The organism is Maribacter stanieri, from assembly GCF_900112245.1.
Classification (GTDB): domain Bacteria; phylum Bacteroidota; class Bacteroidia; order Flavobacteriales; family Flavobacteriaceae; genus Maribacter; species Maribacter stanieri.
Genome location: NZ_FOYX01000002.1, coordinates 412,866 through 437,448, shown reverse-complemented (window position 1 = coordinate 437,448; position 24,583 = coordinate 412,866). Strand labels below are relative to the sequence as shown.

Genomic DNA, 24,583 nt, shown 5'->3' with positions numbered 1-24,583 from the left:
TAATGAGCGAGAAGAAAATAAGAATAGCCATTGTAGGACTCGGTTTTGGAGCAGAGTTCATTCCTATATATAAAAAGCATCCCAATGCAGAATTGGTTGCGGTTTGCCAACGTAACGAAGAAAAATTAAATGAAATTGCGGATGCGTTCAGTATTGCAAAAAGATATACATCGTATGAGGAGTTATTGAAAGATGATACAATTGATGCAGTTCATATCAATACCCCGATTCCTAACCATGGCGAGCAATCGATACAAGCTTTAAAAGCAGGTAAACATGTTGCGTGTACCGTACCAATGGCAACAACGGTAGAGGAATGCAGACAAATTGTAGAACTTACCGAAAGTACAGGACTCACCTATATGATGATGGAGACGGTCGTGTATGCAAGAGAATTCTTGTATATGAAAGAACTATACGATAATGGAGAATTGGGCAAGGTTCAATTTTTAAAGGCAAGCCATCAGCAAGATATGGACGGATGGCCAAATTACTGGCCTGGTTTGCCACCAATGCATTATGCAACACATTGTGTTTGTCCTGTACTTGGTTTAACAAGAGATGAAGCGGAATATGTTTCGTGTTTTGGTTCGGGTACCATACGTGAAGAATTGATTAAGGAATACAACTCACCTTATGCTGTAGAAACTACACATATCAAATTCAGAAATTCAGATTTGAGCGCGCAAGTATATCGTTCACTTTTTGATGTTGCCCGACAGTACAGAGAAAGTTTTGAAGTGTACGGTTCAAAAAAGTCGGTAGAGTGGCCATTGATAGAAGGTATGCCGTTAGTAGTTCATACGGCGAAGAAACCAGAACCAGAAATTCCAGAAGAAGTTGAGAGTCCAGATTTTGCGAAGTTATTACCAAAAGAAATTCAACCGTTTACAACGCAAGGAGTATACGATGAAGGTGATAATCAACATTTATCATTTACCCAAGGTGCTGGTCACGGTGGGTCACACCCACATTTGGTACATGCCTTCGTAGATGGTTTGATAAATGGTACGTCTCCCTACCCAAATGCGAAGCAATCTGCAAATATTACATGTGTGGGTATTTTATCTCATGAGTCCGCCCTTAAGGGTGGTGAGATAATAAAATTGCCGGAGTTTACTTTTTCAAAATAAAAACCAACCAATCTTTTATATACTGTGAATTACAGTTCGGATGTCTTTATTGACATTTCGGACTGTAATTTTTTTATTTCAGTGCTAAAACTACCAAGTTTGTCAAATAAGTGGATACCCTATGTAGAGAACATATAGTTCTAAAAGGAAATCCCTAATTTTAAAGAATAGAAAGCAATTAATAATAGCTTTAAGCATATGGGTAGTTTTTTCAAAGTTTTTAGGGCAAGTATCATCATTACGGTGGTTATGGTAGTTGTTCGCTTACTTTTTTCAGATTGGGAGAATATCACGTTATATAGAGAGCTGCAATTTGCAGGGGTAAGCTTTATTTATTCTTTTGTACTTACCTGTGTAAACGCATACTATAACGAGTATATATCAAAAATATATAGTTGGGAGAAGCAGACTAGAAAACGTTTGTGGTATGGAGCCATAGGTTCGGTTATATTAACGGTAATGGCTTTTGGTGTTGTAAGATGGTTTACGGAAGTTATATTATTTGGCAAAGATTTTAGTAAATTCTTAGCAACTGAAAAATCAGAATACTACATCATTGCTTTAGGGATTACCCTTATAGTATCACTGTTTCTACATGCATTTTATTTTTACAAAGCATTACAAGATACGAAGGTACAGGAGCAAAAGATAATTGCTGGTTCTGCATCTGCAAAGTTTGATGCTTTAAAGAATCAGCTAGACCCACATTTTCTTTTTAATAGTTTAAATGTGCTAACGAGTTTAATAGAAGAAGACCCGTTACAGGCGCAGAAATTCACTACATCCCTCTCTAAAGTATATAGATATGTTTTAGAACAAAAGAGTAAAAATCTTATCTCTGTAGATGAAGAATTGAATTTTGCCAGAACCTACGTGCGCTTATTAAAAATGCGATTTGAGGATAGTATCGTATTTGAAATTCCAGATAAAGCTATAAACCCTGAGACTAAAATAGTACCCTTGTCACTTCAATTGTTATTGGAGAATGCGGTGAAACACAATGTGGTAACTTCTTCTAAACCATTACATATTAGAATTTATGAAGAAAACGACTATTTGTATGTCGTTAATAATCTTCAAGAAAAACAGGTGGTTAAAAAGAGTAGTGGGGTAGGGCTGCAGAATATACGCCAGCGCTATGCCATTCTCACAAAAAAGGAAATGCAAATCTTTAAAACGGACAAAGAGTTTAAAGTACGCCTGCCTATGTTAATGAACGAAATTTCGTTTAGAGAAACACAAGATTCTCACATTAGTGCCAAGCGCTACGAGAAAGCTAAAGAGCGTGTAGAGCTTATTAAAGGCTTCTACGGTAACTTAACCTCATACTGTATTGTAATACCTGTGCTTGCCTTTATAAATTATAGAACTACCAGTTTTGTGTGGGTTATTTTCCCTGCCATTGGTTGGGGTATAGGTTTACTTGCCCATGGCTTAAAAGCATACGGCTTAAATCCGTTATTTGGTAATGACTGGGAAGAAAGAAAAATTAAGGAATTCATGGAGAAAGATAATTTCTAAATGAATTTTTAAAGAATTACACTATGATGCTCACAAAAGAAATAGAAGCGGCTATAGACGATAGTGTATTGTGTTGGCTGGCAACATCTTCTGCCAATAACATGCCCAATGTATCACCCAAAGAGATATTCTGTTATTTTGAAGACGATACAATTATAGTAGCAAATATAGCTTCGCCACAAACCGTTAAAAATATAAGGGCGAATAAAAATGTGTGTATCAGTTTTATAGACATTTTAAAGCAAAAAGGATTCCAGCTTAAAGGCGCGGCTGAAATAATAGAGAAATCAGCTACAGACTTCTCTAAGATGGAGAAAATGCTGCTACACCTTACTGAAGGCAAGTTTCCATTTGCTACAATTACCAAGATTACGATTACTAGTTCAAAACCTATTATAGCACCTAAGTACCTGCTGTATCCTAATACTACAGAAGAACAACAGATAGAAAGTGCAAAGAAATCGTATGGGCTTTAAAGGTTTTTTACGCCTATAAATACCACATTTTACAATTCAGTCATTAAAAATTACAACTGGGTATTTCATTTTTTCAAAACCTGTATGATCTTCCGAAATTTGAAGTATAGAATTAAAATAGTAATCATTTAAAACTTTAAAAATGGAATCAAATTTTACAAACGACAGAAACTATAAGTACGAAAAGGCAAAAGAAAAAGTACAAGCTATAAAAGGCTTTTATGGTAATTTAATGGCATACTGTATCGTAATACCAATTTTGGCATATATCAATTATAATACAACAAGTTTTCTATGGGTAATTTTTCCGGCACTAGGTTGGGGATTCGGATTAGTGATGAACGGTCTTTATGCTTATGGATATAACCCATTATTCGGTAAGAATTGGGAAGAGAGAAAGATTAAAGAATTCATGCAAGAATCATAACCTAAAAGACTTAAGATCATGGAAAACACAAAATATATTAGAGCAAAGGAAAGAGTAGAAGAAATTAGAGAATTTTATGGAAAAGTAGCATCAGCTATTGTAACCGTTTTAATTGTAGCAGCAATAAATTATTATTTAAATGAGTGGCGAAATGCCTGGTTTCTTTGGGTAGTATTCGGTTTAAGTATCAGCTTATTTTTTAAAGCGAATAAAATTTTTAACTTGAATCCGTTTATCGGCAGAGACTGGGAAGAAAGAAAAACACAAGAGTATTTAAGACAAGAAGAAAACGCACAGAGATGGAACTAAACGAATTTGAACATTCAGATAAATTAGCTAGAGCTAAAAAGAAGGTTAAAGAATTGAAAGGGTTTTATATACACTTACTTGTTTACGTACTTGTAAATTTGTTTTTAATGACAGTTACCATAATGGGAATAATGTCTAGCGGAGCTTCGTTTTCAGAAGCATTATTTAACTTCGGTACATTTTCTACTCCGTTTTTCTGGGGTATAGGTTTGGCATTTCATGCAGCCAAAGTATTTGGCTACAGTCCTTTCTTTAGTAAAGACTGGGAACAGCGCCAGATTAATAAATATGTAGAAGAGGAAGAAAGAGATGCCAATAAATTTAGATAATATGGAAGTTTCAACAATAGGTAATATAGATAAACTTGCAAAGGCTGAAAAGAAGGTAAAAGACTTAAAAGGTTTTTATATTCATTTAACTGTTTACATTTTGGCAAATATTTTTATAATAACCATGAACGTAATTATAAGAATATGGGAAGGGGAATCACTATATGAAGCATTGGTTAATTTTGGCACCTTTTTAACGCCTTTTTTCTGGGGAATAGGATTGGTTTTTCATGCGGGCAAAGTTTTTAACTTCAATCCGTTTTTAAGTAATGACTGGGAATCTCGCCAAATAAATAAATACATTGAGGAAGATAAACGTGAATTTGAAAAATATAGATAACATGGATACCAATCAAGTAAACGATAATCATGTAAACGAAGATTACAATAGGTTGTCTAAATATGAGAGAGCAAAAACAAAAGTGGAGAGTATCAAGCGTTTCTATAATCACACATTAGTTTTTCTAATAATAAATATCATTTTGTATTTCTTGAGACATAAGTTCGTTTTCATTATGGTGAATAAAAATGCATTAGGCAATCCTGAATTTTTAGATTGGATAAACTGGAATGTTTACGGCACCACCATTGTTTGGGGAATTATACTGGTTGTTCATGGAATTATTGTATTTGGAAATATTTCATGGTACATGAAGAAATGGGAAGAACGTGAAATTCAGAAATACATAAATTCATATAACGATTAAAGCATACGAATCTATTTAACCATAAATATAGACCATGAAGACCATTATAATTGAAGACGAAAAACCGGCAGCACGTAGGTTAGGTAGAATGTTAGAGAGTTTAGATTTAACAGTCTCTACTATGTTACACTCGGTTGAAGAGGCTATCAATTGGTTTCAGGAAAATGAGCATCCAGATTTAATCTTCTTGGATATTCAACTATCTGACGGACTTTCTTTTGAGATTTTTGATGTCATAGAAGTGCACAGTGCCATCATATTTACTACCGCGTTTGACGAGTATGCGCTTAAAGCCTTTAAATTGAATAGCATTGACTATTTATTAAAACCAATAGATGATGAAGATTTAGAGCAAGCTGTCATTAAATATCGCAAACGATTTAAAACCATTAGCGAGCCTAATAAAATTGCGTTAGATTTTGAAGATATTAAGAAGCTGTTGGTAAATCCGTTAGAACGCGAGTATAAAAAGCGTTTTACAGCCAAGGTAGGTCAGCATTTAAAAATTATCAATGCAGAAGATGTAGAGTGCTTCTTCAGTGAAAACAAAGGAACCTATGCTGCCACTAAAGATGGGCGTAATTATTTATTGGATACTACTTTAGAACAATTAGAAGATGAGTTAAAACCACAGGTTTTTTTTAGGGTAAGTAGAAAGTTTTTTGTGAATATTGAACATATAAAGGATATCATTTCCTACACGAACTCTAGACTACAGATAAAATTGAATAACAATCCAGATTGTGAAATTATTGTAAGTAGAGAAAAGGTAAAAGACTTTAAGCTTTGGTTAGAGTAGAAAAATTAATGTATTGTAAATAAGTTATTTACGATATAAATCTTCTTCCTCGTCAATTCTATTTTCATCAAATGCCGATGGCAATAATTTAGGAATCAGCTTAATAAATATAGGAAGCAAAATTGCACCGCCAGGCAGAATAAATATAGCTAAAGAAGGGATGCTTTTAAAAATATCTAAAAGTTGATTTTGAACCTTCTTCTTTTCTTCATTGTTTAAATCTCTCATGGTAGATTTTGATAACAAAGCAACCAATTCGGCACTTTGAGAAAGCTCTTTATGTAACCTTTTACTATTACGTAGAATCAGTTTCTTAACAATCTTACCCATGCTATCGTAAAACTGTTTTGCCAAATTCTTTTCCTTTAAATAAGGAATTACATCCATATTCAATTTAAAGAATTCTGTTACATCTGTAATAGATGTTGATATGATGGTTTTTTCAAAACCTAAATCTTTTCCTATTCCGAATATGAAGTCAGACTCTGTATAATCTAAAGAATGATCTTCCCATACCGTTAGGCAGGCCATATCTAATAAATACCGATTCTCCCAGTTTTCTTTATTGTTTAATAGTCTCTCGCGATAAGAACCATCAAAACTATTTTCAGCACAACTGATATAGGTTAATGAAGACGCTAGCAATTGAGAAAGTTTGTTGTCTTTTCTATCTATCTCTTTAGAGCTTAGCGCATGGTAGGCAATGTTAATAGCTAGGTATTCAATTTCTTCAGCTTTTTCTTTTAGGGCGATATGGCCATTTAAAAAGTGCTTAAAGAGTAATACATCAATGAATAGCAGTGAATTGGTAATAAGACTGTTAAAAGTTTTGCTAATGATATTGTCTTCAATATAAATACGTGAAGTCATCAGCTTCTCTAGCTTCGCTGAGGTTTTGTTTCCTGTAAACCATTTATCAAAAAAACCGGTTCTATTAATTTTTAGAATTTCATAAAACTTAAATACCTGTTCAATAAATTCAGAATAATCATCACCTCCTTTTGTACGGTAGGTAAAGTAAAGCGCGTGTAATAAATTTATTTTAGCCTTTTCGTCTTCAGATAAGGTATGTTCCAATTCAATAAAATCTGGAATGCTAGAATTTAGACCATATACAAAACCACTTCTTTTAAGTGTCCCATATAAAGCTTCAAAACTAGGGAAAGCGTCTTGGTGTTTTTGAACAACCGAACCATATTTCTCAATCCAACCAGAGGAAGACGGGTTCATATCTTAAATAATTTAACAGTGCAAAGTTAGCTAATTATTACTTCATACTAATTTAAAAAATGTTACATCTACGCCATAGAAAGGTATATGCGCGGTTCTTATGAAATGTGGTGAGAATATTTTTTAATTTTTTTAAGAAAAAATGAACCTTGTCTTTTTTACCTCGTAAGTAAGGGTGATTCTAATCTAAAAAAAAAGGATAATGAAAAAATCAAAATTATTTATGGGACTTGGGGCATTAGCCTTGGTAGGAGTTCTTTTAGTTGCGGCAGATCATATTGATGCGCCAGACACAATGGGAACTTCGGCAGACATTGCCGACTTTTATGCGTTTGAACCAACATTAGGTTCAGACAATACCGTTTTTGCGGTAGATCTTCAATCTAATGTACTGCCAGATTTGGCTTATGGTACGTTCGATGAGAATGTATTAATGGAAATTAATATCGACAGAGATGGCGATTTGGTAGAAGATTTAGTAATCCAGGCTATACCAAGAGATGGTAAAATGTATTTCTTTGGTCCGGTTGCACCAAGTGAAACAGGATTGAATGGTTCAGTTATGGTAGATGCTCCGTTAGGATCAGTAGCTATTTCTGCAGAAACTGCAATAGTAGAAACTACTGCAAACGGTGTTTCTTTATTTGCAGGTCCAAGACAAGATGCTTTTTTCTTCGACTTTTTTCAATTCAATGCAGTAATAGGTGGCGAGGCTCCTTTAGGTTTTAAACCAGCGGGCGATCCAAATTCTACAGCTGATGACGATGATACTGCGGTTGACACCTTTGATGGTGCTAATACAATGTCTATCGTTATTGAAATACCAAATAGCCTTTTAGGAGAAACTACAGCAGTTAATGTTTTGGAATTACCAGTCTACAAAACATGGGTAACAACAAACGTTAAGCAATAATAACCTTATAAAAAATATAACGATGAAATATAAAAATATAAAATATACGTTTTTGTCTCTTTTGGCAGTAGTTGCTTTAGCTTCTTGTAGCGATGATGATGACAATACACCAATTGTAATTACACCAACATGTGATGATGGAATTATGAACGGTGATGAAACTGGTGTTGATTGTGGGGGCACATGTACTCCATGTGAAGAAGCCATGGATTTAGATTTTACTGGAACATATGCTCAAGTTGATTTTATGGGTAGACCAGGTATCAATACTGTTTTAAGTGCAGACGGAGATACTAAGAATTCTCATAATATGTCTATTCCTTCAGAAATGCAGGCTACTTTTCAAGCTGCTTTTGAAGCTAGGTTAGAAGCATATCATGATGTTTACGCTACTATTTTAGGAGCAGATCCTGCAGCCGTAAACTTTGAGCCTAACATTCTAGGTGATATTTTAAACGGACCAATGGATGATGGTTTTACCAACAATCCTGTTTCTGCTACTGTTTTAACTACAGTTTTATCAAATGACGTTTTAGAAGTAGCACCAAATTTACCAACTACATATTTTAATGGTGGTAGTGGTGCACCAAATTATGAAGGTGCAATAGGTTTAACGGGTAGAACACCTCAAGACGATGTTATTGATGTATCCTTAATATTATTATTCGGTGGTGGTGATGGCGCTAGATTTAGCGGTCAAGATACTGATGGTGATGGTGTTGCCGATTTACCAAGATTAACTTCAGATGGCGTTGGGCTAACCGCTACTGTTGGTACTACGTTCCCATATTTGGGAGCACCAGAATAAAAAGTTGCCTTCATCTTATCTGCTGATAGTGGTAAATAAGACAGGTACAACCCTAAATTGTTTATGAAAAAGAAGGGGAAGGGGAGTTGAAAGGCTCCCCTTATTTTAAACGATCCACAATAAAACAAACCTTATGAAATTAATTAAGCTTTTAATAGTAGTGATACTGGTATCATCTTGTGGTACAAAGAATAAAGACACAGTTGCACATAAAAAAGATTACAATAAATATTTAGTATCAAACGAGATTGAAACAACCTCAAAATATTTTGACCTCTGGAATTCTAAAATTAGACCAGATAGTATGCAGCTTACTAGCTTTGGTGTGGTGGGCGGCGAATACAATCGCTATTTTCAGCAAACAGGAGATATTAAGTTTCTAAAAAAAGCAGAAAAGAGTTTAAAGAAAGCGGTAGATATCGCAAATATCGGGAAACCTGGTTTTTACAGATCACTGGCAAGAAATTATATCTCTCAGCATCGTTTTAAAGAAGCATTACTATTAGCAGATTCTGCTGCTGCAATAGGCGGAGATTTCAATGAAAATCAAAGTTTGTTTTTTGATATACATATGGAATTAGGAAGTTATCAAAAAGCAGAGCAACATTTGGATAGTTTAAAGAACATGTCAGATTTTGGTTATATGATTCGTTTGGCTAAATGGAACGATTATAAAGGTGATTTAGATACTACCATAAATTTTATGGAAAAGGCAAGAACAAAAGCAGAGACGTCTAAAAGTAAAGATTTAATGCTTTGGAGTTATACCAATTTAGCTGACTATTATGGTCATGCCGGTAGAATTCAAGATTCATATAATCACTATTTAAAAGCTTTGGAAATTGATAATGATAATGCCTATGCTAAAAAAGGTATTGCTTGGATCGTTTTTTCCAATGATAAGAATGCAAAAGAAGCAATACGCATTTTAGATTCCGTAACCAAGACTTATAATGCTCCAGATTATTTTTTGCTGAAAGCGGAAATAGCGGACTATATAGGTAATGACTTGGTGAGAACCAGAAATTTAGATGAATACTTTACTAGGGTAAAAAATGAAGCCTATGGAGATATGTACAATGCTTATAATTTAGGGTTGTATGTAGGCGAAACAAAACAATATGATAATGCTTTAATCTTGGCACAACAAGAAGTAGAGAATAGACCCACACCAGAATCATATAGCTGGTTAGCATATAGTTTATTAAAAAATGGTGATAAGGAGAAAGCTTTGGAAGTAATGAATACCTACGTATATGGTAAAACAATTGAACCTGCATTACTATATCAAGCGGCAGAGGTTTACAAGGCAAATGGTAAATCTGAAAGGGTTAAAGAATTAAAAGGAGAATTAATAGGGGCCATTTATGAGTTAGGTCCCGGTATGGAAAAGCAAGTCCATGATTTGTAATTGATTGCCCAATTATTTTCATTTCATGTTTGTTTTAGGTTGGATTGTTTTTTTTTCAACGCCACGATGAATAGTCGTGGCGTTGTTATTATTATGTATTTCGTCGAAAATTTGGTTTTTTTTAACAGCGTGATAGATGAAATACATATATTTATCGACCAAATACATTTAAAATGTCCCAGCATCTTAAATGTGTGAACTAAAAGTAACCAAGTAAACCAATTAGTGTTATGGAATACCTACTCTTTACATTATGGATAAGTTTAATGATTTTAATGGTTGGCAAAAGCATTTTTGCCTATAGATCATTACAAAAAACGCTTCATAGAACTAATCGTTCTATCTAAAGTAATTTTCTTAGTAGTACAGGTAATAACAGCAAATCTAGTATTAATGCTGTTACTAAGGTTACACTAATTATCAACCCAATGGTAACACTTGGTTGATGAATTGAAAATAGCATCACCATAAATCCAAAAAATAGGATAATGGTAGTTATTACTAATGCTCTACCGGTTTGTGCAAATGTCTTTTCAAGTGCAGCTTCTTTATCCAAGCCTTGCGTAATACTTAATTTATACTTTCCTAGAAAGTGAATTGTATCATCAACGGCAATACCAAAGACGATAGCAAAAACCACAGAAAGGGAAGCTTCTAGTGGTATACCTAAAAATCCTAAAATTCCACCCGCAAACAGTATGGGTAAAATATTGGGTACTAGAGATATTAAAAAGATTTTGATATCTCTAAAAACAAAAGCCATGATAACTCCGATAACTAATAATCCATAAAGAAGTCCTTCTAATAGGCTACTTCTAATGTATTCAGAGTTTTTATCTAGTAAGATGCTTTTTCCGGTCACTTTAATAGCAACGAGAGAGGTGTCTAATTTCGTTTTAGCAAAATTATCAATATCACTGTAAACAACTTTTAATTTATCGGTACCAATGTCTTGTAGTCTTCCGTTAATACGGGCAATAGTTTCATCGGTATTAACAAATTTAGCTAATTGTTTACGAGCTAGCTTGCGCGTATCTTTTTGGTATTTTAAAAAGGTTTTCTCATCGCTAGGTAACGTAAAATATGCAGAACTATTTAAGTTGTTTGCCTTATTGAAAATCTTATAAGGAAGGTTGGCAGATTGCACGTTACCAATACTTTTAAATGTCTTTAGATAAACCAGTAGTTTTTCAATTTCTTGGGCAACTTTAAAATCGGTTACCTTATTGCCATCAGTACTCATTACTGCAATTTCCAAAGGTCTAAATCCTGAGTAGTTGGATTGGAAATAATCGAAATCATTTGCTATTTCACTTCCTGCAGGTAAGGTGTTTTTTAGTTCTTGATTTGTTTGTACAATACTAATACCAACAAAACATAGAAAAGTGAATACTACCGTACCAATAATGATAGATTTTGGGTAGTTTTTGGTGAACGTATTTATTTTTAAAAGATAGTTGACCCAGTTTTCTGAAATAGTTTTACGTCCGGTTAACAATTTTTCAGGTATGCTTATAAGTAATGAGCCAGTAAATAAGATTACGGTGATATAAGCCACTAAGACACCGATAGCGGCGTTTATTCCGAATTCTTGAATGCTTACCAATCTAGAGGAAAGTAAGGTAACAAAACCAACCGCAGTAGTTATTGACGTAAGTAGGGTAGTCATACCAACTTCTTTAAGGGAAGATTTTATGGCATGGTATGGTGGTGTACCACTATGTAATTTTCTAATATAACTATCGGTTAGGTGAATAACATCAGAAGTACCCACGATGAGCATGAGCACTGGGTAAAATGCGGCCATTGCATTTAGTTCTTTTCCTAGCCAGCCCAGCAAGCCCATAAAAAGCAAAAGAGAGGTAGCTATAGAGACTACAGAAATTAATACCACCGGCATACTTTTATACACCAACAAGAGAATGATAAAAACTAGAATAGACGCTACTATAGTAGTTGTTAGTACTTCGCTCTTTTGCATATCAACAATTGCTTCATAGAAAAAAGCTCTACCAAGAATATGGTAATGCGGTAAATTATGCTCTTTTAATGAAGCTCTTATACTGTTTAGAAGAAGTTCTGACTGTTTGTAATCTAAATTGTCTTCTGTTTCTAATGCTAATACGAGCGACATTCTCTTTTCATCTACAAGTACGTTTATGAATAGGGAATCTTCTTGAATTTTTTTCCAATCTTTCTGGTATTGGGTGGAATCTTTTATATGAATAATTGGCAGCGTAGTATAGCCAAAAGAGGTTTTAAGCGGGTAGGAGAGCGAGGTTAAAGAGCTACTTTCTAAAACATATTCAAAGCTTTTGCTTTCTTCGGAAAACGCTTGAAATTTATTTAAGAAATCTTGCTGAAATACATTGGGTTTGTTTTTAACGGCAATTAATAGGAAATTGTCATCAGTTCCAAATTCCTCAACATAATCATCGTAAAAGGCTAAATCTGGATCTTCTTCAGGAAAAAATTGACTAAAATCAAATGAAAACTGAAGCTCATCCAATTTAGAGGCAGCCAAAACTCCTAATAGGATAAATAGCGCAATAAAGAATTTTTTAAGGAAACCAAAGCCAACCTTCATAGAGGAAAATAAATCTAATTCGGGTGCAAATTTACCATTCTACATTTTAACCATGGTAAAAAGAAATAAATAAGAGAATCAAATATAAAATTATCCTTATGTATTTGATTTTAAATGTAGCAAATACATAAGGTTAAGCTGTTTATAATTCAATAAAATTATCTAGATATAATGTCCAATCGTAATTGGTGTATTCGATATCTACACCTTTGGTCGAAGGTATTATCTCATTTTCTTTTAAGATTTTCTTGATACCACCTTTACCTCCAAAATCACCTCTAAACCAACTAAATAAAGAAGTAACCTTAACTACATTAGTTTCACTATTAAATTCACTTGTATTTTCTAAAAGCTTTTTTGTCCCTATTTTTAATTGTTCAGGTAAGCGTTCCCACTCATAGATTGCTACTGGAGGACAATCTTTAGCTCCGCAGTTTAAGGCAAAGTGTACGTTATATACAGGCTTGTTTACACGTAGTTTACGTTCAAATTTACCAGGGAACCATTTGCGTATATAGCCTAGACCGTATTCCCATTGCGATTTTCTAATTATTCCATGTTCTATTTTTGCAAAAGAAACCATTTCACCGGCAATCTTAATTTGCTCTAATTTGAAAAAGCTACCGCGATCATCGTATAATTCTGGATTTTTCTGCAAAATCACCTGTATGTAGCCATTATAAATATTTAACCAAAAAGCTAATCGCTTATCATTTGTATCTAAGGCGTTATCTAATTCTTCAATAGTTGTGTTGGCTAAAATATCTTGTATTTCTTGCGTATCCTTGTCATCTCTGATTCGCTTTAAAAACGATTCGGATAACTTATTAAAATCTGTTTCGTTTGCAGTTTCTACTTGTGCTTGAAGTCCGGTTTTAGCAGTGCAGGACAGTGCAAATAAAGTCGCAAGAAAATATAATTTAAGTTTCATAGTATTATTTTAGGTTACCTATAGCTACGTAATTATAGTTAAAAGGTTCATGAAACATTTGTCGCACCTTTATTTAATTGATTACAGTATTATTTTTAAAAATATACGATAGTTTTAAAACTATTTTCCTCAATTTGCGTAAGTAAGGCGTAAAACTATATACTATTTAAATGCTGTTTTACTTTTTAATAAAAATGCCTTAACTATTGCCATGATAAGTATTATAATTCCAGCTCATAATGAATTTGATAACCTGCAGCGACTCTTTAAAGTTGCTTGTTTTATTGAACATGAAAAGCTCTTGGAAATTATAGTTGCAGTTTCTCCTGGTAATACTGATACTATAGACATGTTAGAATGCAGTCAAAAAGTAAAGGTATTACATTGTAAAGATAAAGGCAGGGCTGCACAAATGAATGAGGCGTCACAAGCTGCTTTGGGAAATACCTTGGTTTTTTTACATGCCGATGTTGTACCGCCGCAGGAGTTTATAGATGATATTTTACGCAGCTTTAAAAACGGATATGCAGCAGGATTTTTTACATATCGCTTTGATAAGGATACCTGGTATTTACGCGTAAATGCATCTTTTACGGCAAAAGACGGCTTGTTTACTGGAGGAGGAGATCAATGCCTATTTATTAAAAAAGATATTTTTGAAAAACTAGGCAGATTCAATGAAGCGCAAGTCTTAATGGAAGATTTTGAATTTTTCGATAGAATGAAGAAACAGAATATACCATATACAATAGTTAAGAATGACTTGGTAGTCTCTGCGCGTAAATATGAGTGCAATTCATATTTGAGGGTAAATCTTTCAAATTTTCTATTGGTTGTTTTATTCAAATTCGGTTACCCAGGCAACAAACTAAAAACACTTCATAACAAGTTGATACGCACCCCATACAATGGTTGAAATTATTAATGGTATTCAGCAAATTGGTATTGGTGTTTGCGATGTCAAAGAAGTATTTAATTGGTATAGAAAGCATTTAGGTTTTGATATTTTATTGTTCGAAGATGAGGCAGTCGCATCATTAATGACCCAGTATACTAATGATAAAGCCGAAAGAAGAGAAGCATATTTTGCCTTGAATATGATTGGTGGCGGCGGATTGGAGATTTGGCAGTTTAAAGACCGACAACCAAGAGCACCTAGAGTTCCTATTGAATTTGGAGATTTAGGTATCTATGCAATGAAAATTAGATGTAATAATCTAACCGAAATTCATTCATATTTAAGGGGATTAAAAGTGTCTGATTTATCGGATATCAATCAATCATTCTGTCCTAACTTTTACTTTACCGATCCTTTTGGTAATCGAGTGCAAATGGTTGAAGATCATTATGTTTTTTGTAAACAACCGTCTAATAATGGTGGAGTGTTAGGTGCTGTTATTGGTGTCTGTGATATGGAGCGTTCTTTAGAGTTCTACGGTACCATGTTAGATTATTCAATTATTGAATATGATAATATTGAAGCTTTCAAAGGTGCTGGTAAAGGCAGATTTAGAAGGGTTGTTATAAAACAAGAACGAAAACAATTTGGTGGTTTCGGAGATTTATTGGGGCCTAGTCAATTAGAATTGATTCAAGTTTTGGACAGCACTCCTAATAAAATATTTGAAAATCGACTTTGGGGAGATTTAGGGTACATACACCTATGTTTCGATGTTTCGGGTATGTGTTTTATAAGAGATAAAGCAAAGAAAAACAATTACGCATTTACGGTAGATAGTGCCAATAGTTTTGATATGGGCGATGCTGCCGGGCATTTTAGTTATATGGAAGATCCAGATGGTACATTGATAGAATTGGTAGAAACCCATAAAGTTCCTATTCTAAAATCATTAGGATTGTACTTAAATCTCAAAAATAGGAATCCGCATAAAACATTACCAAAATGGTTGGTTAAAAGTTTAAGCTTGCATCGTGTAAAAAAGGACCGGTAATTAAAGAGGTTATTAAATACTAACCCTTACTCGTATTTCTTATAAGTCCAATTCCAGAAAAGAAAAAGATAGCGCCTAATACACCGTAAACAATAAGTTGTTTTGTAGTGCCTGTACTATTCCCAAATAAAATTGCAGTATAAACAAGTCCGCCAATGCCTAATAAGGTTAAAACGGTTCCAAAAAGTTTCTTTAAATCCATATACGAAAAATAGTAAAAAAAAATGGGCAGATTTTAAAATCTACCCATTTTTACTTTAAATTTTAATTCGTTATGAAGCTGATACTACACCAAGTGTATATAGTTGTTCTAGTGTTGGTGCTTCGCTACCACCTGCCGGTTCTAACGTAATACCAAATGCCTCTGAGTCATTAGGGTTATTTAATGCAAAGACTTTATTTTCATCCGTAGCAAAATCTTCTAGCAGACCCATACTGGTAGGAGTAAGCGGTGAAAGTTTAAGAGACCATACTTGATATACAAAACCATCTGGAGGCTCAGGTAAACCTTTGGCATCTATAAATACCTTTTTGTTTTCCTTGTTCCAATACGCTTTTGCGTATGATGTTGGCGAAATATCTTGTCCGCCCAACGTAGTTACACTAATGTTTTTATCACGCAGCGAATTCAATAAATCTTGTGTCTGTTCTAATGAAGAGTCCGTGTCAGCTATTTGCTGCTCAAGATCAACATTTTGTTTTTCAACTAACTCAATTTCTGACTTTAAATCTTGATTTTGCTGATACATCCAAAACAAACCAACGGCTAGTAAAACTGATGCAGCCAAACCTATATAAGATAATAATGGGGTGCCTCGTTTATCATTGATAGAAACTACTTTAACCTCTTTATTTATCCTATTCATTAATGATTTAAACGAATAGTTATATCCTGGTGATGCTTTTCTTGATAATTCTAATATTGAAGCCTCAATCGCTTCAATTTCTTTTTGAATTTCTGGGTACTCTTTTGCGTAGTTGGCAATTTCCAGATTTTCTTTATCTGAAAGTATACCAGCTATATAAAGCTCTAAAATTCCTGATGCTATGTACTTTTCTACATCCATACTACTTAACCTCCATATTCTCCCTTAATTGGGAAATGCAACTCCTATTCCTTGTTTTGACAGTACCTATCGGAATTTCCAATTCTTCTGCAGCATCTTTTTGAGTATATCCTCTAAAGTATAACAGTTCTATGATTTGAACACATTTTTCCTTTAAATTCTTAACTAGATCCCTCAATCCTTTGGTATCTACAGTAGAACTTTCTTCTTCCTGTTTGTTCTGTAAAATACCTACGAAGTAATCTGCGGAAAGGTTCTTTTTATCATTTTTATACGACCTACTGCGTATTTCATCGATAGCCGCATTTCTGGCTATGTTCAAAATCCATGTAAAGAATCTTCCTTTAGATGAATTATAACTTTCGCAGTTGTTCCAAATTTTTATAAAAACGTCTTGACAAATTTCTTGAGATAAAGCGTCGTTTTTGACTATGGTATTAATTACGCCACAAATATTATCGGCATACATACCGTATAACTTCTCGAAAGCGGAGGGGTCTTTCTTTCTAAATTGATTAACCAAACGGTCTAATTGCATGAGTGCTTTTTTAAATCGATTAAAAATAAAAAAAGCTGTTCTAAGAACAGCTTTTAAAAAAAATATTATTAACCCTATTCAATAATACCGGCACAACTAACACGTGCACCAGCAGCACCACTAGGTTGAGAGGTGAAATCATCTACGCCTTGGTGTACAATTACTCCTTTTCCTAAAATGTTTTTGTTTTCGTCATCACATCCAATGCACCATTCTTCTGTAGAGAATTCAACTTTTGCATTACCATCGGCATCTGCAGTAAAGTTTCCAATATCTCCTTTATGGTATCCTTCAGATGCACCCCATTTACCATGTGGCTCGTTTGTTGGATTCCAGTGACCTCCTGCAGAAGAACCATCAGCTGCAGTACAATCTGCAGTCTGGTGAATATGTATAGCGTGTTCTCCTTCTGTAAGTCCAGATAATACCGCTACCATACTTACTTCATCATCCTCCTCAGTAAAAGTTACTTCACCTTTTACTTTACTATCACTTTTGGGCTCTAACATAAATTTCACGACAGTTTCCTCTTCGTTCATTTCAGTTTTAGCCTCATCCATAAGTTCTTCTACTTCTTCCTTTGCGTCAGAAGCTTCTTTTTTTACTTCTTTGCAACTAAAAGCAACTAATATTGCTAGTAGTGCTAATTGCGTTTTAAATATTTTCATGATGTTCTAATTTTGTTATGAATTGTTAAATTAGACATAAATTAAGGCAATATCAAACCGTTACTTGAAATGAGCAATACTTTTAATTTTTAAGGATAAAAAAAGAGGTGCTGTTGGGCACCTCATTCTTTTACTGATAATAAGTTTAATTATTTCTTTTCAAGTAAAACTTCTGCTTTTAGGGCAACTTCGCTCCAAGTTTTGCTAACACCATCTTTTCCTGTGTGTAATATTTCACACGCCTTATTAATAGAGGCAACGGCATCCATGGCATTCCAGTTTTCTAAATCCATTACACCGTTGAAAGTAATTTTGTTGTCACCATTCATTTCATATGCTAGTGGAATATTCTGTGTCTCCCCATTTAAAGTGATATCAATTGAACTTTTGTCATTTTCAACTTTAAAAACACCAGAGATTAATTCTGTATCCTTCAAAACCCCAAAGAAAAATTCTAAAAGTTTTGGGTCTCTTGTACCAGTAGGGTCATTAGTAAATAAGCTACTTACGGGAATACTGAATTCAGTACCATTTAAAGCGGTCAATGCAGTTTCACCACTATTTGTCTTTGTGAAATTGATTTTTTCAAATTTACCGCCCACAGGGATTTTTTCTGTGGTTTTGTAAGCAATAAAGCTCACTTTTGTTGAATCTTGTACTAAACTGAAGGTTTCAACTGCTTCAGTTGAAGCATCTACACTAGTAGACTCTTCACCTTTCTTAGTTTCTTTACAGCTTGCAAAAACAATCAATAATGCACTAACGAAAGTTATAGTTATTTTTTTCATGATAATGTAATTTGTTTATGGTATAAAGTTATTCCTTCTTTTTAAAAATGCCTCTTAAATCTGTATTATAAAATACCCCAACTTGAAAACGATCAAAGTTAGTTTCACTGAAATGATTCTTTAAATATCCTACTTGCATGCTCAAATTATCGGTAACATTAACACCCAGGGCTGCATATGCTCTATTCTGACCAAAAGCATCATTTTGTAGGTTGATGAAAATTTCATCATAAAAGTTTAAAAAGAAAATATCGGTTAGGGGCAAGGTCATTTGAATTCTATATCGAGCCCTATGTAATGTATTACTGATACCTGTAAAGTTATTTTGAACAAAGCGTTGCTCTAATCGATAGCGATGCTCGAACTTAAATTCCCAGACCTTGTTCTTAAGAATGAACTGCTCAAAAATACGATGCTCTGAAATAGAATTATTTTCAAATAAGGCATCGTCCCCAAGAATATCAAATTCTCTAAAAGTAGGATCAGTGTCTATAAAGCCGTACCCTAATGTAGCAATGGCATCAGAATTAATATGATAATTGACTCCCGTACGCAGTAACAACTGATTGAAATTAGAAGCCATTTCGTAATACCTAAATTGCGCTTCGGTATGTATACTCCATTTATCGGCAATTTTGTTGGTGCCAAAATACATGAACCAACTACCAAAATCATCTTCTCCAGTTATTTCACTTTGAGCATTTGTATTAAAAATCGTTGTTGTTAATAATAGTAACGTAATAACTTTCCTCATTCTTCGTCTTCTTAATTTTCAATTTAATAATTATGGCTTACCCTTTACAGGTGTGTCATCTTCAATAGCTGTTCCTTTATCTTTTTTTAGATATACATCTAAAAATTGTAGAACTCTACTATAGGCTTCAATTTGATTTTCCTTTTTAACGAAACCATGTCCCTCATCTTCAAACAGCACATACTCTACAGGTACACCGTTCTTTTTTACTCCGGCAACAATCTCATCAGATTCTACTTGTAGTACTCTAGGGTCTTGAGATCCTTGCAGCACAATTAAGGGCTTGGTAACTTTATCTGTATGGAATAGGGGTGATATCTCCTTTAAACGTACAGAATCTGCACTATAAGGATCACCTAATTCTAAGTAAAGCGCATCTTTAAAAGACTCCCACCATGGTGGAATACTCTTTAATGTTCTGATCCAATTGGTAACGCCAAAAAGATTTACTCCAACGGCAAACTCTTCTGGGGTGTAAGTCAATGCAGCCATGGTCATATACCCACCGTAAGAGCCTCCTATAATCCCTATTTTTTCTGCATCTATTTCTGGTTGAGAAGCAAGCCAATTTTTACCTTCTACACAGTCTTTCAAATCTTTGTCGCCATGGTTTAGGTCATCCATTTGATAAAAAGTTTTGCCATAACCGCTACTACCTCTATTGTTCACGGCAAGTACAGCATACCCATGGTTGGTTAAGTACTGTATAAAAGAACTGAAATTTTGACGACTCTGACCACCTGGTCCGCCATGAACCCAAACCAACGCAGGTACTTTGGTGTCCGCACTTGCTTGGTGAGGTTTGTAATAAATGGCAGGAATTTCAACCCCATCAAAAGACTTGTAACGAATTAACTCTGCATTCACCAAGTCTTCGCCGTTTATTTCGCTATTTAAAACATTGGTCAACTGGGTCTGTTCTTTGGTTTCTAAATTATAAACGAACAAATTAGAAGGGGTGTGTGACCCACCGGCGTAAAAACGCATTAGTTTTTCATCATCTGAGAAATCTACACTGGTTACGTCCAAACCATCTAAGGAAGGAAGAGCAACATTTTCACCGGTGTTAACATTCTTTATTTCAATGACATTCTTGGCATCTTCGTTAATATAGGTCACTTGATAGGTGCCATTTTCTGTAAAATAGGTACCCCATATATCCCAATTTTTCTGCATCACCTTTTCTCTGTTGCCAGTGGCGATATCGTACTTCATTAAATAAGAGAATTCCTCGCCATCATCTGTTGTATAATACAAAGAAGAACCATCATTAGAAAATTCAGAGCTACTGTTGGCGCTTTGATTTTCATTGATTTTGGTAAGCTTTTTATTCGACACAGTGTAAATAAACAAGTCGGAATCATTAGTATTGATAGGCTTGCCCAAGGTTATATATTTCTTGTCTTCAGAAATTCCGTCAATACTATATCCTTCCATATTTTCATAGATCAGGGTAGGCTCTAAAGTTTCTAGGTCTAATTCATAGATATCATCATTTCTAGGATTTCTCTCGTTAGAAGTATAGTAGAAACTCATATCATCTTCTGCCCATCCGTAGAACGATGCGCGGGCACCTTCTGCTGGTGTAAGGTCGGTCTGAGTACCGTCTAAATCTCTTACGTAAATATGGAAAATCTCATCACCATTTCCATCCATTCTAAACAACATACGGTCATCTTTTGGAAAATAGGATATGGCAAATACAGATGCACTGTCAGACTTTGTAACGGGAGTCAATTCACCGCCACTCGTAGGCACTGTGTACATGTTGTAAATACCAGATCTATTACTTGAGATAAGTAATTTAGAATTATCAGGGGAAAAACTACCGCCACCAATGGCTTCGTTATCCATCATTTGTTTGATGGTATAGGTCTTCATCGTTTCTGCAATAGAAGGTTTTTTAGGTTCTTCTTTACAGCTTAATATAAGCGTAAACACAAAGCAAGCCATTAGGTACTTCATAGTAGTAGTTTTTGATTGTTAGACTTTTACATATTAATTTAATTTATATACTTCTGTTTTTTTAAAAGGTGATAAATCTAAACTTTTCATATTATTTCGGTAATCTACCCATTCTTTGGCGAAGAAAGCATTTGTTTTTTGTAGTGCGCTCTGCAGATCATCTTTGGCAAATTGCATTAATTGTTTTTCCGTAGCTGTCATACCTGCTTTACGAGAACCAACATAACGACGTGCAATTTGTAAACGTTGCATTACCGTCATCTCTTTACTTCGAGTAATACCTTGTCGCTTATCTACCTTACCTAAATATATGGCGGTAACAGAATCTATTTGTTTAATGATATCTTTTGAGGCATCGATCTGCTCTTTATACTTTTTGTCATCTTCCTTTTTCAAATCTTTTTGAAACTGTTCTGCAGTTGCTTTGCTTTGTGCCAATTGCTGAACGGCATCTGCGGCTTTTTGCATGTAAGATTCTAACACTTTACCATTGGTATAAGCTTCAGTTATAGCTACTGCTGAAACATCTAAACGTGGGTCGGAAGCTACCGTAATTGTAGTTTCTTCTTCCGTTTCACCATAAAGCATTTTTATAGTGTAAGTTCCGGGTTTAACATCTAATCCTCCAGATTCCTTTTTCTTGGTAATTACTTTTCTAGAGGGTCTATCAGCCCCTTTTTCATCCATTCCCCAATAAATTCTGTGGAATCCGGCTTTTTCTGGAGTCTTATATTTTAAGGTACGAATTAATCTGTCACCATCATAAAAATCGAACTGAACAGAATCTTTCTTTTGTACACCAGTTAATTCAACTGCTTCTGATTTTTCCTCAGTAGCACCCTCTTTTTCTTTTGAAGAAGGCTTCTCTTTTTTGGCATCCTTTTTACCTTCTTTTAAATAATAGGTAATCATTGCGCCAGACTTTCTGTTTTCACCTTGGTAAAGTCCATCACCACCAAAACGACTTCCTGTTGGCTGTTGATATGAAGCTTGATATGCCGTTGGCGGAGTAAATATTTCTATTTCTTGGTTCAGGATAGATGCATCTGAAGCCAATGCACGCAATGGACGAATATCATCTAATACCCATGCAGCACGACCAAAAGTACCTATAACCAAATCATGTTCTCTTGGGTGAATAGCTAAATCTTTAGTGGAAACCGTAGGGAAACCTTCAGTCCATTTTTGCCATTTATCTCCCGCATTGAAAGAAACATACAATCCATCATCGGTACCTAAAAACAGCAAGTTAGGATTCTCTGGATCTTCGATAATAGATAGCGCATAGCTTTCTACATCAGTAGCGTCCACAATTCTTGTCCAAGATTTACCGTAATCTTTTGTACGGTATGCATATGGTGTGTAGTTGAATCTTCTGTAATCATTCGCAATTAATAGCGCTTCACCTTTATTTCGTGTAGATGCTTTTATTTGCGGAATCCAGCTTCCTTTAGGTAAGCCTTTTATATTGGCGGTAACATCGTTCCATGTTTCGCCACCATTTTGAGTGTAATGTACACGACCATCATCAGAACCTACCCAAAGCATATCTTTTTCAACTGTAGAAGGTTCAATAACCAATATGGTAGTATGGTTTTCAGCACCGGTAGCATCCATAGACAATCCGCCACTTTCACTTTGCTTTTGTTTTTCTGGGTCGTTCGTAGTTAAATCTGGAGAAATCACCTTCCAGGTCAATGCCTTATCCGTACTCTTATGTACAAACTGACTACCAAAATAAACGGTACTGTTATCAAAAGGATCTTGGCTAATTGCCGAGTTCCAGTTAAAACGAAGTTCTGTTGTAGCATCTGGTGGAGTAGGGCGCACTATGTAATTATCTCCCGTAACATGATCAAAACGCTGTACGTTACCTTGCTGACTCATGGTATAGCCATATCTAGAATCTACAGGGTCGGGAACAACATCAAACCCATCACCAAAGCTAATTTCTTGCCAGTAGCTATTACGAATTCCCTGCGCTTTCCAAACATAAGCAGGACCTCTCCAAGAACCGTTGTCTTGCATACCACCGTATACATTATACGGATACTCGTTATCCGTTGCAATATGATAAAATTGAGCAACCGGAAGGTTCCCTACAAAGCGCCAAGTTTTTCCTCCGTCTTTAGAAATATTTAATCCACCGTCATTACCGTCCATCATAAACTGTCCGTTATCTGGGTGAATCCAAAATGCGTGGTGATCAGGATGTACTCCATTATCTGCACGATATGCCGGCATTAATTGTTCAAAGTTTTTTCCACCGTCTTGCGAAACGTTCACGTAGGTAAATACTGAAAACACTCTATTTTCATTTTCAGGATCTACATAAATTTCAGAATAGTAAAAAGGTCTATTTCCAATATCATCTTTTTCATTGATTTTTTTCCATTTAAATCCGCCATCCTCAGATTTGTATAGCGCATTCTTTTTAGCTTCTACCAATGCATAAATAACATCTGGTTTGCCAGGAGCAATAGCCACACCTATTCTACCCAGGTCACCAGCAGGCAAACCATCTTCTTCAGATAATTTTTTCCAATTCTTACCACCATCATGTGTCATGTACAAGCCACTACCTGAACCACCAGAGTTAAAGAACCAAGGATCGCGCTTGTGTTCCCACATTGCGGCAATTAATTTATTAGGATTGGTCGGATCCATAATAAGGTCTGCAACCCCTGTTTTATTATTTACAAAAAGAACTTTCTCCCAAGTTTCGCCACCATCTGTAGTTTTAAAAACACCACGTTCTGGGTGTTCGCCCCAAGGAGATCCAATAGCACCTACATATACGATATTAGGGTTCATTGGGTCAATCTTAATTCTATGAATGTGTCTTGTTTTTTCAAGACCCATAGATTTCCAAGTTTTTCCGCCGTCTAGAGATTTGTATACTCCGTACCCACCATTTAAACTATTTCTAGGATTACCTTCACCTGTACCTGCCCAAATAACAGACGGATTACTTTGTTGAATAGCAACTGCACCAATAGAGGCAGTAACCTCTTTATCAAAAATAGGATCCCACTTTATGCCGCCAGATGTAGATTTCCATAAGCCACCAGAAGCGGTACCTACATACATAATATCAGGATTTGAGTTGACAACATCAATGCTAGTAACACGACCGCTCATACCACCCGGACCGATGTTACGGGGTTTCATGTCCTGTACCAGGTCCATTTTAAATTCTTGAGCTGTAACGAAAAAAGATGCAAAAAGCATCAACAGGGAGAGTAATCTTCTTGTCATTGTAGTGGTTTG

25 protein-coding genes are annotated in these 24,583 nt (G+C 34.9%); 14 read left to right on the top strand and 11 right to left on the bottom strand.

The window, feature by feature from the left end; all coding sequences use genetic code 11:
* Window positions 1-2: 2 nt before the first annotated feature.
* From BM296_RS12405 to BM296_RS12365, 9 genes are all read left to right on the top strand, one after another.
* Window positions 3-1,133: a Gfo/Idh/MocA family protein gene (locus tag BM296_RS12405; RefSeq protein ID WP_091903306.1), complete on the top strand. Its 1,131-nt coding sequence runs from the start codon at window positions 3-5 to the stop codon at window positions 1,131-1,133.
* Window positions 1,134-1,331: 198 nt separating this feature from the next.
* Window positions 1,332-2,654 (top strand): 2TM domain-containing protein, encoded by a 1,323-nt coding sequence (locus tag BM296_RS12400; protein ID WP_091903305.1) that lies wholly within the window; start codon window positions 1,332-1,334, stop codon window positions 2,652-2,654.
* Window positions 2,655-2,677: 23 nt separating this feature from the next.
* Entirely contained in the window at window positions 2,678-3,130 is a 453-nt protein-coding gene (locus BM296_RS12395; RefSeq protein WP_091903304.1) for a pyridoxamine 5'-phosphate oxidase family protein, read from the top strand.
* 142 nt (window positions 3,131-3,272) lie between these two features.
* Complete coding sequence (locus tag BM296_RS12390; protein WP_091903303.1) at window positions 3,273-3,557, top strand: 2TM domain-containing protein; 285 nt, start codon at window positions 3,273-3,275, stop codon at window positions 3,555-3,557.
* A gap of 18 nt (window positions 3,558-3,575) precedes the next feature.
* Window positions 3,576-3,866 (top strand): 2TM domain-containing protein, encoded by a 291-nt coding sequence (locus tag BM296_RS12385; RefSeq protein WP_091903302.1) that lies wholly within the window; start codon window positions 3,576-3,578, stop codon window positions 3,864-3,866.
* Window positions 3,857-4,195, top strand: a complete 339-nt coding sequence (locus tag BM296_RS12380) for a 2TM domain-containing protein (RefSeq protein ID WP_091903301.1) — start codon at window positions 3,857-3,859, stop codon at window positions 4,193-4,195. Before BM296_RS12385 ends, BM296_RS12380 begins: the two co-directional genes overlap by 10 nt.
* Before the next feature lies 1 nt (window position 4,196).
* Window positions 4,197-4,535 (top strand): 2TM domain-containing protein, encoded by a 339-nt coding sequence (locus tag BM296_RS12375; RefSeq protein ID WP_091903797.1) that lies wholly within the window; start codon window positions 4,197-4,199, stop codon window positions 4,533-4,535.
* A gap of 1 nt (window position 4,536) precedes the next feature.
* Entirely contained in the window at window positions 4,537-4,902 is a 366-nt protein-coding gene (locus BM296_RS12370; protein WP_091903300.1) for a 2TM domain-containing protein, read from the top strand.
* Between the two features lie 34 nt (window positions 4,903-4,936).
* Window positions 4,937-5,701 carry a LytR/AlgR family response regulator transcription factor gene (locus BM296_RS12365; RefSeq protein WP_027067424.1) on the top strand — a complete coding sequence of 255 codons (765 nt, stop codon included), beginning with the start codon at window positions 4,937-4,939 and terminating at the stop codon, window positions 5,699-5,701.
* Between the two features lie 24 nt (window positions 5,702-5,725).
* On the opposite strand, the gene BM296_RS12360 is transcribed toward BM296_RS12365, so the two are convergent.
* Window positions 5,726-6,931, bottom strand: a complete 1,206-nt coding sequence (locus BM296_RS12360) for an LETM1-related biofilm-associated protein (RefSeq protein ID WP_091903299.1) — start codon at window positions 6,929-6,931, stop codon at window positions 5,726-5,728.
* 202 nt (window positions 6,932-7,133) lie between these two features.
* On the opposite strand from BM296_RS12360, the gene BM296_RS12355 reads away from it, so the two are divergent.
* The 3 genes from BM296_RS12355 (at window position 7,134) to BM296_RS12345 (ending at window position 10,063) form a co-directional block, all read left to right on the top strand.
* The gene (locus BM296_RS12355; protein ID WP_091903298.1) at window positions 7,134-7,844 is read left to right on the top strand and encodes a DUF4331 family protein; all 711 of its coding nucleotides are present in this window, start codon (window positions 7,134-7,136) and stop codon (window positions 7,842-7,844) included.
* 22 nt (window positions 7,845-7,866) lie between these two features.
* Window positions 7,867-8,652 (top strand): DUF4331 family protein, encoded by a 786-nt coding sequence (locus BM296_RS12350; RefSeq protein ID WP_091903297.1) that lies wholly within the window; start codon window positions 7,867-7,869, stop codon window positions 8,650-8,652.
* A 133-nt stretch (window positions 8,653-8,785) separates the two neighbouring features.
* A complete protein-coding gene (locus BM296_RS12345; protein ID WP_091903296.1) occupies window positions 8,786-10,063 on the top strand; it encodes a tetratricopeptide repeat protein in 1,278 nt (425 codons plus the stop codon).
* Between the two features lie 343 nt (window positions 10,064-10,406).
* On the opposite strand, the gene BM296_RS12340 is transcribed toward BM296_RS12345, so the two are convergent.
* Window positions 10,407-12,650: an efflux RND transporter permease subunit gene (locus BM296_RS12340; protein ID WP_091903295.1), complete on the bottom strand. Its 2,244-nt coding sequence runs from the start codon at window positions 12,648-12,650 to the stop codon at window positions 10,407-10,409.
* A 142-nt stretch (window positions 12,651-12,792) separates the two neighbouring features.
* Window positions 12,793-13,581 (bottom strand): DUF547 domain-containing protein, encoded by a 789-nt coding sequence (locus tag BM296_RS12335; RefSeq protein ID WP_091903294.1) that lies wholly within the window; start codon window positions 13,579-13,581, stop codon window positions 12,793-12,795.
* Window positions 13,582-13,792: 211 nt separating this feature from the next.
* Between BM296_RS12335 and BM296_RS12330 the strand changes: the two genes are divergently transcribed.
* Together BM296_RS12330 and BM296_RS12325 are read left to right on the top strand one after the other, a co-directional pair.
* Window positions 13,793-14,497, top strand: coding sequence for a glycosyltransferase (locus BM296_RS12330; RefSeq protein WP_091903293.1), 705 nt, complete (start codon window positions 13,793-13,795; stop codon window positions 14,495-14,497).
* Window positions 14,490-15,533, top strand: a complete 1,044-nt coding sequence (locus BM296_RS12325) for a VOC family protein (RefSeq protein ID WP_091903292.1) — start codon at window positions 14,490-14,492, stop codon at window positions 15,531-15,533. Before BM296_RS12330 ends, BM296_RS12325 begins: the two co-directional genes overlap by 8 nt.
* A gap of 19 nt (window positions 15,534-15,552) precedes the next feature.
* Here the strand turns inward: BM296_RS12325 and BM296_RS12320 are convergent, their stop codons facing one another.
* From BM296_RS12320 to BM296_RS12285, 8 genes are all read right to left on the bottom strand, one after another.
* A complete protein-coding gene (locus BM296_RS12320; RefSeq protein ID WP_027067415.1) occupies window positions 15,553-15,735 on the bottom strand; it encodes a hypothetical protein in 183 nt (60 codons plus the stop codon).
* Between the two features lie 70 nt (window positions 15,736-15,805).
* Window positions 15,806-16,600: an anti-sigma factor gene (locus BM296_RS12315; protein ID WP_027067414.1), complete on the bottom strand. Its 795-nt coding sequence runs from the start codon at window positions 16,598-16,600 to the stop codon at window positions 15,806-15,808.
* Between the two features lies 1 nt (window position 16,601).
* Window positions 16,602-17,138 (bottom strand): RNA polymerase sigma factor, encoded by a 537-nt coding sequence (locus BM296_RS12310; RefSeq protein ID WP_091903291.1) that lies wholly within the window; start codon window positions 17,136-17,138, stop codon window positions 16,602-16,604.
* A gap of 74 nt (window positions 17,139-17,212) precedes the next feature.
* Complete coding sequence (locus tag BM296_RS12305) at window positions 17,213-17,806, bottom strand: superoxide dismutase family protein (protein ID WP_091903290.1); 594 nt, start codon at window positions 17,804-17,806, stop codon at window positions 17,213-17,215.
* A 149-nt stretch (window positions 17,807-17,955) separates the two neighbouring features.
* A complete protein-coding gene (locus tag BM296_RS12300; RefSeq protein ID WP_091903289.1) occupies window positions 17,956-18,594 on the bottom strand; it encodes a YceI family protein in 639 nt (212 codons plus the stop codon).
* A 28-nt stretch (window positions 18,595-18,622) separates the two neighbouring features.
* Complete coding sequence (locus tag BM296_RS12295) at window positions 18,623-19,348, bottom strand: DUF2490 domain-containing protein (protein WP_091903288.1); 726 nt, start codon at window positions 19,346-19,348, stop codon at window positions 18,623-18,625.
* 30 nt (window positions 19,349-19,378) lie between these two features.
* Window positions 19,379-21,313 carry a S9 family peptidase gene (locus BM296_RS12290; RefSeq protein WP_091903287.1) on the bottom strand — a complete coding sequence of 645 codons (1,935 nt, stop codon included), beginning with the start codon at window positions 21,311-21,313 and terminating at the stop codon, window positions 19,379-19,381.
* 33 nt (window positions 21,314-21,346) lie between these two features.
* On the bottom strand, window positions 21,347-24,571 hold the full coding sequence (locus BM296_RS12285) for a VPS10 domain-containing protein (protein ID WP_245787012.1): 3,225 nt from the start codon (window positions 24,569-24,571) through the stop codon (window positions 21,347-21,349).
* Between the last annotated feature and the right edge of the window lie 12 nt (window positions 24,572-24,583).

Coding starts and splice junctions, on each gene's coding strand:
- BM296_RS12405 (WP_091903306.1), top strand. CDS start 3: ATGAGCGAGAAGAAAATAAGAATAGCCATTGTAGGACTCGGTTTTGGA.
- BM296_RS12400 (WP_091903305.1), top strand. CDS start 1,332: ATGGGTAGTTTTTTCAAAGTTTTTAGGGCAAGTATCATCATTACGGTG.
- BM296_RS12395 (WP_091903304.1), top strand. CDS start 2,678: ATGATGCTCACAAAAGAAATAGAAGCGGCTATAGACGATAGTGTATTG.
- BM296_RS12390 (WP_091903303.1), top strand. CDS start 3,273: ATGGAATCAAATTTTACAAACGACAGAAACTATAAGTACGAAAAGGCA.
- BM296_RS12385 (WP_091903302.1), top strand. CDS start 3,576: ATGGAAAACACAAAATATATTAGAGCAAAGGAAAGAGTAGAAGAAATT.
- BM296_RS12380 (WP_091903301.1), top strand. CDS start 3,857: ATGGAACTAAACGAATTTGAACATTCAGATAAATTAGCTAGAGCTAAA.
- BM296_RS12375 (WP_091903797.1), top strand. CDS start 4,197: ATGGAAGTTTCAACAATAGGTAATATAGATAAACTTGCAAAGGCTGAA.
- BM296_RS12370 (WP_091903300.1), top strand. CDS start 4,537: ATGGATACCAATCAAGTAAACGATAATCATGTAAACGAAGATTACAAT.
- BM296_RS12365 (WP_027067424.1), top strand. CDS start 4,937: ATGAAGACCATTATAATTGAAGACGAAAAACCGGCAGCACGTAGGTTA.
- BM296_RS12360 (WP_091903299.1), bottom strand. CDS start 6,931: ATGAACCCGTCTTCCTCTGGTTGGATTGAGAAATATGGTTCGGTTGTT.
- BM296_RS12355 (WP_091903298.1), top strand. CDS start 7,134: ATGAAAAAATCAAAATTATTTATGGGACTTGGGGCATTAGCCTTGGTA.
- BM296_RS12350 (WP_091903297.1), top strand. CDS start 7,867: ATGAAATATAAAAATATAAAATATACGTTTTTGTCTCTTTTGGCAGTA.
- BM296_RS12345 (WP_091903296.1), top strand. CDS start 8,786: ATGAAATTAATTAAGCTTTTAATAGTAGTGATACTGGTATCATCTTGT.
- BM296_RS12340 (WP_091903295.1), bottom strand. CDS start 12,650: ATGAAGGTTGGCTTTGGTTTCCTTAAAAAATTCTTTATTGCGCTATTT.
- BM296_RS12335 (WP_091903294.1), bottom strand. CDS start 13,581: ATGAAACTTAAATTATATTTTCTTGCGACTTTATTTGCACTGTCCTGC.
- BM296_RS12330 (WP_091903293.1), top strand. CDS start 13,793: ATGATAAGTATTATAATTCCAGCTCATAATGAATTTGATAACCTGCAG.
- BM296_RS12325 (WP_091903292.1), top strand. CDS start 14,490: ATGGTTGAAATTATTAATGGTATTCAGCAAATTGGTATTGGTGTTTGC.
- BM296_RS12320 (WP_027067415.1), bottom strand. CDS start 15,735: ATGGATTTAAAGAAACTTTTTGGAACCGTTTTAACCTTATTAGGCATT.
- BM296_RS12315 (WP_027067414.1), bottom strand. CDS start 16,600: ATGGATGTAGAAAAGTACATAGCATCAGGAATTTTAGAGCTTTATATA.
- BM296_RS12310 (WP_091903291.1), bottom strand. CDS start 17,138: ATGCAATTAGACCGTTTGGTTAATCAATTTAGAAAGAAAGACCCCTCC.
- BM296_RS12305 (WP_091903290.1), bottom strand. CDS start 17,806: ATGAAAATATTTAAAACGCAATTAGCACTACTAGCAATATTAGTTGCT.
- BM296_RS12300 (WP_091903289.1), bottom strand. CDS start 18,594: ATGAAAAAAATAACTATAACTTTCGTTAGTGCATTATTGATTGTTTTT.
- BM296_RS12295 (WP_091903288.1), bottom strand. CDS start 19,348: ATGAGGAAAGTTATTACGTTACTATTATTAACAACAACGATTTTTAAT.
- BM296_RS12290 (WP_091903287.1), bottom strand. CDS start 21,313: ATGAAGTACCTAATGGCTTGCTTTGTGTTTACGCTTATATTAAGCTGT.
- BM296_RS12285 (WP_245787012.1), bottom strand. CDS start 24,571: ATGACAAGAAGATTACTCTCCCTGTTGATGCTTTTTGCATCTTTTTTC.